Annotated in this window: 9 protein-coding genes; 5 read left to right on the top strand and 4 right to left on the bottom strand. The window is 35.7% G+C overall.

Annotated features, from left to right (window positions below):
- The first annotated feature begins 53 nt into the window (after nucleotides 1-53).
- On the top strand, nucleotides 54-2,501 hold the full coding sequence (locus NZ519_07915) for an MMPL family transporter (protein ID MCS7028675.1): 2,448 nt from the start codon (nucleotides 54-56) through the stop codon (nucleotides 2,499-2,501).
- 91 nt (nucleotides 2,502-2,592) lie between these two features.
- Nucleotides 2,593-4,365, top strand: coding sequence for a PAS domain S-box protein (locus NZ519_07910; protein MCS7028674.1), 1,773 nt, complete (start codon nucleotides 2,593-2,595; stop codon nucleotides 4,363-4,365).
- Between the two features lie 84 nt (nucleotides 4,366-4,449).
- On the opposite strand, the gene NZ519_07905 is transcribed toward NZ519_07910, so the two are convergent.
- Complete coding sequence (locus tag NZ519_07905) at nucleotides 4,450-4,812, bottom strand: AAA family ATPase (protein ID MCS7028673.1); 363 nt, start codon at nucleotides 4,810-4,812, stop codon at nucleotides 4,450-4,452.
- Between the two features lie 264 nt (nucleotides 4,813-5,076).
- Between NZ519_07905 and NZ519_07900 the strand changes: the two genes are divergently transcribed.
- Nucleotides 5,077-5,937 carry a hypothetical protein gene (locus NZ519_07900; protein ID MCS7028672.1) on the top strand — a complete coding sequence of 287 codons (861 nt, stop codon included), beginning with the start codon at nucleotides 5,077-5,079 and terminating at the stop codon, nucleotides 5,935-5,937.
- An 11-nt stretch (nucleotides 5,938-5,948) separates the two neighbouring features.
- On the opposite strand, the gene NZ519_07895 is transcribed toward NZ519_07900, so the two are convergent.
- Complete coding sequence (locus NZ519_07895; GenBank protein MCS7028671.1) at nucleotides 5,949-7,826, bottom strand: TonB-dependent receptor; 1,878 nt, start codon at nucleotides 7,824-7,826, stop codon at nucleotides 5,949-5,951.
- A 77-nt stretch (nucleotides 7,827-7,903) separates the two neighbouring features.
- On the opposite strand from NZ519_07895, the gene NZ519_07890 reads away from it, so the two are divergent.
- Entirely contained in the window at nucleotides 7,904-8,488 is a 585-nt protein-coding gene (locus NZ519_07890; protein ID MCS7028670.1) for a type 1 periplasmic binding fold superfamily protein, read from the top strand.
- Between the two features lie 56 nt (nucleotides 8,489-8,544).
- Here NZ519_07890 and NZ519_07885 read toward each other — a convergent pair whose 3' ends face one another.
- Nucleotides 8,545-8,961: an FdtA/QdtA family cupin domain-containing protein gene (locus NZ519_07885; GenBank protein ID MCS7028669.1), complete on the bottom strand. Its 417-nt coding sequence runs from the start codon at nucleotides 8,959-8,961 to the stop codon at nucleotides 8,545-8,547.
- 13 nt (nucleotides 8,962-8,974) lie between these two features.
- On the bottom strand, nucleotides 8,975-9,964 hold the full coding sequence (locus NZ519_07880) for a pyruvate dehydrogenase complex E1 component subunit beta (protein MCS7028668.1): 990 nt from the start codon (nucleotides 9,962-9,964) through the stop codon (nucleotides 8,975-8,977).
- Nucleotides 9,965-10,241: 277 nt separating this feature from the next.
- Here NZ519_07880 and NZ519_07875 point away from each other — a divergent pair.
- Nucleotides 10,242-10,771 (top strand): hypothetical protein (locus NZ519_07875; GenBank protein ID MCS7028667.1); only part of this gene is annotated, 530 nt, incomplete at its 3' end.

Below are 10,771 nucleotides of genomic sequence, written 5' to 3'. Positions count from 1 at the left end.
CAAACAAGGTAAAGACATGATTGCACAGGTCATCTGCGTGAGGGGCATGGAGCATGCCGTTAGGCAGTACGAAGCGTAGCGAAGTACCGAAGCGAAGCGCAGTGCGGAATGCCCCGACCCTTGCGTTAGCAAGGGGCACGCCCAAAAAATTAAACCACTTTTTTAGAATATTTGAACTAATTGACTTGAACTCTTTTCTAAGAAACCTTAATCCTGTTTTTGTGTTTTTATTGAGGTTTATGCTCAAAAAAACTTTCTATTTCTTTGAACGCTACCATAGTTTTGTTATAGCCTTATTCACAATTTTACTCGCAATATCCATCTATGGAATGACGTTTTTGCGATTTAACTACAAGTTTGAAACTTTCTTTCCACAAAGGGATCCCAACTTGCAATTTTATGAAAAGTACAAGCAGCAATATGGTCCTGATGATAATATAGTATCCATTGCTCTTGAAAATGACGGAAAAACAATATGGGACGTCGCTTTTTTAACTTTATGCGATACCATTGCTCAACAGTGTAAAAGACTACCTCACGTGCAACAAGTGTTATGCATCACACAAATGCAATTGATAGAAAGAGGGGTTTTTGGCTATCAGCCTGTTTCTGCTTTGCCTTATCACAACATAAAGAACTTTGAACCTTACCGAGAAAGATTAAAAAAAGATTTATTTATCAGAAATTCGCTTATTAGCAATGATGAAAAGTCCATAGCCATTCGCTTAATCTACGATCCGAAAATTATTGACAGCAAAGAAAAAGACATTTTAGACGCAAAAATTCACGATATTCTGAAAAAAAACAACGTTAAACGCTTTTGGATTACAGGAGTGCCCCATATACGTACGCAGTACGTAGCCACTGTGCAGCAGGAAATGGCAATTTTTACAACGGCATCGGTAATTGTTACTATTGTAGTTTTGATATTTACGTTTTACAGTTTTTGGGGTGTTTTTATCCCTTTGCTTTGTGTAGTGTTAGCTCTTCTTAATACCTTAGGCTTGATTGGCTTTACAACTCGGGATCTAGGTGTAATGACCAACCTTATCCCTGTAATTATGTTCATGGTTGGCGTTTCAGATAGTATTCATATTATCAGCCATTACAAGGAATATTTACAACAAGGTAAGTCTAAAAAAGATGCTATTGCCCACGCCCTTAAAGCTATCGGACTTTCTACTTTTATTACAGGTATCACGACTGCTATAGGTTTTGCTTCCTTATCGGTTTCTAGTATGCTTCCCATACGCGAATTTGGACTTTTTACTGCTTTTGGCGTTATGATGGCTTGGCTAAATGCCCTTGTTTTGACCCCTTGCATTTTGTATTTAATCCCACCTATGAAACCTTCTCGATGGGAGCAAAAACAACAAGACTGGAAACCTTTTATTCAAAAGATTATTTACTTAACAGATAAATATCCTATTCGTGTAGTAGCAGCCTTTGCTATAATCAGCATAATTGCTTTTTATAGCACAAGTATTATCAAGCAAAATGCTTTTTTATTGGATGATATCAGCCATAAACACAGAATTAAACAAGAACTACGCTATTTTGAACAACATTATCAAGGATTAAGACCCGTAGAAATTGCAATTACTGCAAAAGGTAAAGAAAATTTCAACAGCCCTTTGTTTTTAGCCGCTTTGGATACCTTTCAAACTTTTGTAGAGCAAAAAACTCAAAGCCAAGCTATTTCACCTGTAACTTTACAAAAATATATCCATCAAATTATGGAATACGGAGATAGTACGGCTTATACAATTCCTCAAACTAAAAAAGAAGTGAAAAAAATTTACAAGTTGGCAGAAAAGGCAAGTACTCAAAATCCTTTTAGGTTGTGTTTAGTAGATAGCTTGCACGGGCGAATAACTGCTAAAATGAAAGACATGGGCATGATGGAAGTTGCCCGCATCAATCAAGAAATTGAACAGTTTTACAGGACTAAAATAGATACTAACTTATTTTCATACAAACAAACAGGATCGGCGATATTAGTAGACCAAAACAATAAGTACTTAATAAGCAACTTATTTACGAGCTTACTACTTTCCACAGGTGCCGTAGCAGTACTGATGGGCATTTTATTCCGCTCTTGGCGAATTATTTTTATTACCTTTATTCCAAATGTATTTCCACTACTAGTAGCTGGAGCTTGGATGGGCTTTGCAGGAATTAACCTAAAAGCATCCACTTCTATTATATTTAGTATAGCCTTTGGGATTGCAGTAGATGACACGATACACGTACTTTCAAGATACAGAGTAGAAAGAAAACGCGGTTTGAATAACGTAGATGCCGTAAATACTACTATGCTTTCCACAGGTAGAGCAATTATTATTGCTTCGGTAGTACTAATTTTAGGGTTTTCAGTTCTCATGTATTCCGATTTTGGAGGAACATACTATACAGGTCTATTCATGGTTATCACAATTATTTCAGCTATAACCGCCGAGCTGTTTTTAACTCCACTTCTATTAAAGAAAATGTTAAAATGAGTTAGTTTATCATGTAGTTTTTTTAATAATTTTATACTACGAGGTCAGTATTTTTTGCTAACTTTGTAGCACGGTTTATCAAATCAAAGGTATGGGACTCATAGATGTGTTGTTAGGAAAAGCCACAGCTGTGGACAAGCAGCAGTACGAGAATCTAAAAATTGAGTTGGAAGGGCAGATGCGTGCCCTTCATGAGAGTGCTATTGTATCCGAAACCGACATAAAAGGAAATATTACTTTTGCCAATGATAAATTTTGTCAAGTATCGGGATACAGTAGAGAAGAGCTGATTGGTAAAAACCATAGAATACTAAAGTCAGGATTGCAACCTGATAGTATTTTTGAAGATATGTGGAAAACTATAAGCTCAGGTAAAGTATGGAAAGGACTAATTTGTAATAAAAAGAAAAATGGAGAATACTATTGGGTTGACAGCACTATAGTACCTGTCTTAAATGAGAAAGGACTACCAATTAAATATGTAGGAGTACGATTTGAAGTTACGGAATTGGTGTTAGCTAAACAGGATTTACAAGTCCAACTTACAGAAATCCATGCCCAGCAAGAAGAGATTCAACAAATCAACGAAGAGCTTCAGGCTAATATTGAACAGTTAGAAAAAGTACAGTTGGAACTTAAACACCAATTTGATGCCTTAAATGAAGCTGCCATAGTATCTATTACTGATGTAAAAGGAAATATTACTTATGTAAATGATACATTTTGCAAAATCTCTAAATATTCTCGCGAAGAGCTTTTGGGAAAAAATCACAGAATACTAAAATCAGGAAAGCAGCCCGATAGTATTTTTAAGGAAATGTGGGAAACCATTAGCAATGGTAAAACTTGGCAAGGTATAATATGTAATAAAGCTAAAGATGGTAGCTTTTATTGGGTTCATTCTACTATTAAGCCAATTTTGAACAATAAAGGTCTGCCTGAAAAATATATCTCTATTCGTTTTGATATTACGGCAGAAAAAGAACTCCAAGAGCTCCTTCAAGGCAAAGAAGCTCAGATCAGCGAACTTAATAGCACTCTGATGCTTGCTCAAAAAGCGCTAGAGAAGAAGTTAGAATATTCAGAAAAAGAACTAAAACAATCCCTTAACTATGCCACGCGCATTCAAAAAGCAATTATCCCAACAATCGAAGAGGTTCAAGATAATGTAGGAGATAAATATGAAGTAGGAATTCTATTTCTACCTTGTGAAACAGTAAGTGGTGATTTTTATTGGAGCGCATCCACCCATAACCGCACGGTTTTATTTATTGGTGATGCCACAGGACATGGAGTAGCAGGTTCATACATAACTTTAATTGCTATCAATGCATTAGAGCGTTTAGTTAAAGACAAAATGATAATATTGCCTGATATATTGTTGGAGGAGTTAGATAAAGAAATTCGTAGGGTATTGAAGCAAGATAAACAAGATGATAGGTCAGTTAATGATAGTTTAGAGGGATATGCTGTACTAATTGAAGGTAACAAGGTTAGTGTAGCTTCCAGTTTGCGCCCAATTGTAGTAGTGAGTGCAGATGAAACCAAAGAAATACCAGGTTCTAAAAAAAGCATTGGGGGAAAAGATTTTTTAGGTGATAGTCATTTTCAAGTACACAACTTGGAACTCAAACCAGGAGATACTTTGTATTTATTTTCGGACGGCTACGAGACTCAACTTGGAGGACCTGATGGACATAAAAAATTTGGCAAAGCAGAGTTTATCAAAACACTTAAAGAGGTACATGCTTTTGGTACTACCAAAAAACGTATGGAAGCTCTTCAACGCCGCTTGAATGATTGGAAAGGCTTTTTCGTAGACCAAACAGATGATATAGTAGTGGTTAGTTTAACGGCAAAGTAAGAAACTTAGGGGAAGCAAATTTTATTTTCTACGCTAGTTTTTCCCATTCAAATTCTGATAGATTTTTTGCTTGGGGGTCAAATATCATGTTACGCCCGCGAGCAAAGCAAACTGTAAGTATTTGTCGCAGACTTTAGTAACACTATGCAGGTTTTTTAGGATATTTAGGTGTGGTTTGGCTTTTTCTGTGTTGGCAACACAATCTATTATTGGTTTGTCGTACTCATCTACTAAAATAACTACTTTTTCATGATATTTTTGGTATAATTTTCGAATTAGGCGTTCAAGGTCTATAGAATGATTTACTTTTTCAAAATAAGAAGTTTCATGATACTGATAATTATTACACAAGATTTTAGTAACTTTTTGCTCTATTCTTTGGTTATCGTTATACTCTCCACTGACAAAATGAATTTTAATGGCAGCATATTTTTGTTCCAGTTCCATTTATCTGTATGACCTTTAAAAAGTTCTCTTTTTCCCTCAAATAGACATTGTTTATTAGCAAAGATTTGCCAAACTCACGAGGGCGAGAGAGAAAATAACGCCCTTGTACACGCGTTAAATGTCATATTATTTCGGTTTTATCCACATACATGCCCGTTGATCATACTCTCAAACGTGCTAATACCTATCAGCAGCAGTTTATTCATATCACAAAAGTGTCAAATTGAGTGTTTTATATAAACTGCGAAAGAATTATCTTTGTACATGGATATTCTCAACAAATTCAAAAAACTTTTAAGTACGGGAGCTGAAAGTATAAAAGAAAGCTATCAGAATACTTCTGAAAAAATTAGTGGTGCGTACCAAAGAATTAACAACACACTAAACAAGCAAAAGAACAAAGAAATTTTACTTAGTACTATTCAGAAAGGTATAGAAGAGCGTTCTATAAAGGCACAGGACTTCAAAGAAATTGAGCAGATGCGTCAAGAGTGGGACATTACAGATGCAGAAATGTCTGAAATTAAAATTAAGGCGTTTAAGTTTGCTATGCAAAAAGTAAGAGAGCAAGTAGTTATAAGTAAAGAAGCAATAGATTTACTTTTGCTGTTGGAAGAACATTTTCAGTTCAATTCACAAGAATACGATGCCATAAAAGCAGAGATTACTCGGATTAAAAACATATTTAGCATACAGCAAGGGCAATTTATAACTTTTGATGTCCCTGAAATTAACCTATATTCAAACGAAGAGTGTTTTTGGGTAGAAAACGCAGAGTATGTTGAATTCAAAACAGAGGTTCCTTTTATTCCTAAGCCACCCAAACGTTTTGATGCTCACACGCCTTATATTTTTGGAGAAACCAAAGGTGTAGTGTTTCCTATCCAAAACAACCAAGTGATTGCTAATGGAAAACTGTACATAACTACGCAAAGAGTTATCTTTTTAGCAGAAGATAAAGATTATGCTATCAAAAATAATAAGATTGACTACTTTGAACCTTTTGCCAACGGTTTAATGATATACGCAGATAAAGAACCTGATAAGTTCAAGTATCACTCTACGCAAAACGCTGAGGTTATTGCTTTTGTATTGCAAAATGTTCTTAGGATGGCAAAAAATTGATTTATGCTTTTCTACACTGCCCACAATAAACTAAAAAGATAAGACCTTCGTGGCATTACGTAACCCTTAATTACTTCATATTGAACATTTAGTAAGTTATTTACTTCAATTCTAAGTTGCCAAGTTTGCTTTTTGTACCGAAGGCAATATGTCAAGTTAATGTCTAAGAGTTGGTAAGGCTCTAAATAGCTAGTCTTATCATTCTGTACGCTACTAAATCTATACCCATTGTACTGGTAGGTAGATTGTATGGTTAATGGTTTTGAAGCTTGATATTGTATCTGTGCCTTAATCATTTCAACAGGGGTATAAGGTAAAAGCAATCCAGTAGTTGCATCGCGTGCATCAGTGCGAGTATAGCCGTAATGAAATACAAAATTTTTATGAAGTTGGGCTTGTATATCTATTTCAAAACCTTTGCTAATTACTTTACCAATAGAGTATGTACTCCAAATTACAGGATTTTGAGGAACGCTTACAATTTTATCATAAACGATATGATAGAAAAGCTCCCCCTTGTATATCAGTTTGGCTGATTTATCTATACTTCCACCGTGTCCAAACTGAATATTTTGAGTACGTTCAGGAAGAATGTCAGGATTTCCATAGCCAAAATAGTACATTTCATTGAAAGAAGGAATCCGGGCTGTATAGGCTAAATTTGCATAAAAATATTGTTTTTGATAAATAAATGCATTTGCATATAAAGAAGCATTTTGGGTTGGACTAAAATCGGAAGTAAAATTTGTCCTGAATATAGCTTGAAGAGTGCCATAGTAAAAGTATTTAGCTTTTCTGTTCCATGTCCATGTATCACTTGCAGCTACATTCAATTGCCCACGATATACAAAAGGTACTTTTCTTAAAAGAATTCCCAAGTTATCGCCTTGTAGGTGTGCATACATAGCTTGCGTATGTATTTTAAGGTAGTGATTTTTATACATATATGCAGCTTGATATTGTAAGAGTACGTCTTGGTTAGCGTATTCAAATTGAGCTAGTGGAGTTAAGTACTGCAAATAGTTGAAATGATAGCTTCCACTGATTTCTTGAAAACCGTTTTTACCTACTTTTTGTGCTTTTGCCATTGTCCATGTGTCCCATTCTTGTAACTTTTTTCCAGTAGAGGTCAGATTATTAAATACTATCGCATCGGGAACACCATTGTTATTTTTGTATGCTTTGGAATATGCAGTAAAGTTCCATTTTTGGTATTTTTTTGTCCAAATACCATTGAGTTGATACTGCTTAAATTGAGCGTTTTGTCTGTAAAAAGTCTGATTTTGAAATACAAAAGGGTAGTTATCTTTAGCTTGCTCATATCGGAAATTAACCTTTGAAAAACTGTTTGTTTGAGTTTGCAGCGGAACTGCAAAGTGTAAAAAATAGTTCTCAAAACTGCCTATTCCCATTTTGCACTTTAATTTGTATGTAGAAGGGATAAAGTTCAGTTCTATGTTGCCTGATAACGTGTTACTATGAATATCGCCTTTTCCTTGCGAAACGGAGATACATTCAAAGTCATCTAAAGAAAAATTAGCTAAATTGAAGCTACCTTGTTGAGCAGATTGCAGAGGTACGCCTGCAATAACTACATTTGTTTGATTTGAAGCTAAACCTCGCAAAGAAAATGTTTTTATTCCACTGTGTGAACCGTAATTACGAATATATACTCCATTGATATGAATTAACGCATCCTGCAATTGCAGTCCATTGTTTTGATAGTTTCCTAAACTATCTGCTATCAAAGTTACAGTTGTACCTTCATACTTTTGGTAAGGACTATCAATTATGATAACTGTAGAAAGTGTCCAACTGCTATCTTGTTGTGCGGTAAGCAAAAGAGAGCAAATAATAAGCCACCATACAATTAAAACAGCATAGTACATACTTACAACATCACAAAAGTATAATTTTTATTATTTTTTTACTTGCAACTTTGTTGCATATATTGTATTTTTGCCGCATGAATATAAAGACATATAGCCTTGCAAAAATTGTCCTTATGGTTAGTATACTTGCTCTTCTGAATGCATGTAAGAAAAAGGACGATCCCAAACCACCAGAGAATCACGAGGAGCTCATTACTACGGTTAAGTTAAAAGTAAAAAACACTTTGTTTGCTTCTGACAGCACAGAAGTTGTGTGGAGAGATGTCGATGGGAATGGGGGCAATCCGCCTATCATAGGTACATTAACTCTCAAAGCAAACTCATTCTATTCTGCATCCCTAAACTTATTAGATGAAAGCCACATAGGGCATACTCATGATGTTACTGATGAGATTAACAGGGAGAAAGAACAGCATCAATTTTTTTACCAAGCTACAGGTAATTTGAGTAACTTTACTTATATAGATTTTGATGCAAATAACAAACCTGTAGGGTTACGGTTTTCTTTTCAGACAGGTGCAGCAGGTTCAGGTACGCTTAAAATTACTTTGAGACACAAGCCAAACAAGTCTGCCCCTGGAGTTTCTTCGGGCGATATAACTAATGCGGGCGGAAGTACCGACATAGAAGTTACCTTTCCTGTAACAATACAGCCTTAATACAAGATAACTTCCAGTTCAATCAATATCAGCCACACTCACTAATAAAATGTGGCTTATTTTTTTTGGTGCGCATAGCGTTTAAACTCTTCATAGTCCCTAATATATTCATCTGAATTGTAGGGTTGAGAGTTTAGGCTAAGTAATACGGCAGTGTGTGAAAAACGAAGCTCATTCCAGTGAAAAGTTGGAATATAAAGTCCCTTTCTGGGTTGGTCTAAAGTGAAATATTTTTTTTCCCCATAGATATTTTCTGTGGTAACCCATATTGTGCCTGATACAGCAATTAAAATCTGCTCTAATTCTTTATGAGCATGCCTACCTCTAATTACTTCGTGAGGAGTGAAATATGTCCAAAATACGCGTTTTATCTCAAAAGGGAGGTTTCTTGGAAATTCTGCTACGCTTATAAAACCTATTTGACTATCGCCAATTCCACCAAAATCTAAAAGTGTAGGTTCTTGGTAAGACATTGCTTGAAGAAGATTACTTTATATACATCACCTTTTTGACTGCTTCTATGACGCGTGCAGGGTTAGGTAGGTAGGCTTCAACCAAAGTAGGGGCGTAAGGTAAAGGTACATCAGCACCCATAACTCGCATAATTGGGGCGTCTAGATAGTCAAAAGCTTGGTTTTGAATTAAAAATCCTACTTCTGAAGAGATAGATGCAAGGGGCCAACTTTCCTCAACAATTACTACTCTATTAGTTTTTTTAGCCGTAGCCAATATAGCTTCGTTATCTAATGGGCGAAGAGAGCGTAAATCTAGTACCTCTGCATCAATACCCATTTGTTCTAATTGCTTAGCTGCGGCTAAGCAAACATGAACCATTTTTCCAAAGGTAATCAAGGAAACATCTTTACCAGGGCGCTTTATATCTGCTTTGCCTATGGGGATAATAAAATCGCCTTCCGAAGGATCAGGAACAGGACCTTTATTCCCGTACATCAGCTCACTTTCCATGACAAGAACAGGATCGTTATCTCGGATAGCGGCTTTGAGCAGACCTTTGGCATCCGCAGGCGTAGAAGGACTAACTACTTTCAACCCTGGGCAGTTAGCGTACCAACTTTCAAAGCACTGAGAATGCTGGGCTGCTAATTGACCAGCAGAACCACTCGGACCTCTAAACACAATCGGAATATTAAACTGCCCACCACTCATAGACATTATTTTAGCCGCACTATTGACAACTTGGTCAATCGCAACAAGCGAAAAATTGAACGTCATAAACTCTATTACAGGGCGAAGTCCTGCCATAGCTGCCCCTACACCTATCCCTGCAAAACCTAACTCTGAAATCGGTGTATCTATTACTCTCTCTGGTCCAAATTCTTTTAACAAGCCTTCGCTAACCTTGTAAGCGCCGTTATACTCTGCTACCTCTTCCCCCATTAAAAAAACCAAAGGGTCGCGGTGCATCTCTTCTCGCAGAGCTTCTCTCAAAGCTTCTCTAAAAGTAATTTCTCTCATAATTTTTCTGCTTATGCAAAACTGTACATTTTTTCACAGATATACAAATTTAACACTGATTAGCATTTTACTCATCTGCTCATATTCTGAATTTCAAACTAAATCAAGGTTAAAGTTAAGTTCTATTCAACCTTAAAACATTTTGATTGTCAGCTAAATACAAAAACAACAGCAGGAATTTGGGAGTGCAATATAAATTTGTGTATTAAAAAAGTCCGTTTAAGTCAGTATTTTTGAATACCACAAATAACAACAAAACCACACCTGAAATACAAAGATGAAAGCAATTGTAAAAAAAGTTAGACCTTTACTGCATCCTTCTTCTGCTTCAGGGATTGAGTATATCAACGGTTTATACTACATAATCGGGGATGATGCTAACGCACTATTTATCCTAGATGAAAGTCTAAATGTGCAAAAAACTATTCCTTTTGTGCATGGCTCATCTATTCAGGAGCATATTCCCAAGAAAGAGAAAAATGATTGGGAGTGTATGAGTTTTGTATACGTTCAGGAAGTACCTCATATTTTGATAATGGGTTCAGGAAGTAAGTCAAAGCGAAAGATGGCTTATTTGTATAATCTTGTGTCAGAAACTATGAAAATGTTGAATTATGCTCAATTTTATGACAAATTAGAAAAGGACGTTGATTTTACGCTTGGTGCAGAATTGAATTTAGAAGGATTAGCTTCTACGAATGAGTACATTTATCTATTTCAAAGAGGTAATGTGGCGAAGAAAAATACCTTTTTGCGTTTTTCTGTTCATGATGTTTTTAATCCTATTCATTATGAAGTATTCTCTGC

The organism is Bacteroidia bacterium (genome assembly GCA_025056095.1).
Classification (GTDB): domain Bacteria; phylum Bacteroidota; class Bacteroidia; order JANWVE01; family JANWVE01; genus JANWVE01.
The sequence above is the reverse complement of the archived record's forward strand: the minus strand, read 5'-3'. Positions and strand labels throughout refer to the sequence as shown.

Bases quoted from the DNA above. Each gene is read 5' to 3' on its own strand.
- NZ519_07915 (MCS7028675.1), top strand. From the start codon at position 54: ATGCCGTTAGGCAGTACGAAGCGTAGCGAAGTACCGAAGCGAAGCGCA.
- NZ519_07910 (MCS7028674.1), top strand. From the start codon at position 2,593: ATGGGACTCATAGATGTGTTGTTAGGAAAAGCCACAGCTGTGGACAAG.
- NZ519_07905 (MCS7028673.1), bottom strand. From the start codon at position 4,812: ATGGAACTGGAACAAAAATATGCTGCCATTAAAATTCATTTTGTCAGT.
- NZ519_07900 (MCS7028672.1), top strand. From the start codon at position 5,077: ATGGATATTCTCAACAAATTCAAAAAACTTTTAAGTACGGGAGCTGAA.
- NZ519_07895 (MCS7028671.1), bottom strand. From the start codon at position 7,826: ATGTACTATGCTGTTTTAATTGTATGGTGGCTTATTATTTGCTCTCTT.
- NZ519_07890 (MCS7028670.1), top strand. From the start codon at position 7,904: ATGAATATAAAGACATATAGCCTTGCAAAAATTGTCCTTATGGTTAGT.
- NZ519_07885 (MCS7028669.1), bottom strand. From the start codon at position 8,961: ATGTCTTACCAAGAACCTACACTTTTAGATTTTGGTGGAATTGGCGAT.
- NZ519_07880 (MCS7028668.1), bottom strand. From the start codon at position 9,964: ATGAGAGAAATTACTTTTAGAGAAGCTTTGAGAGAAGCTCTGCGAGAA.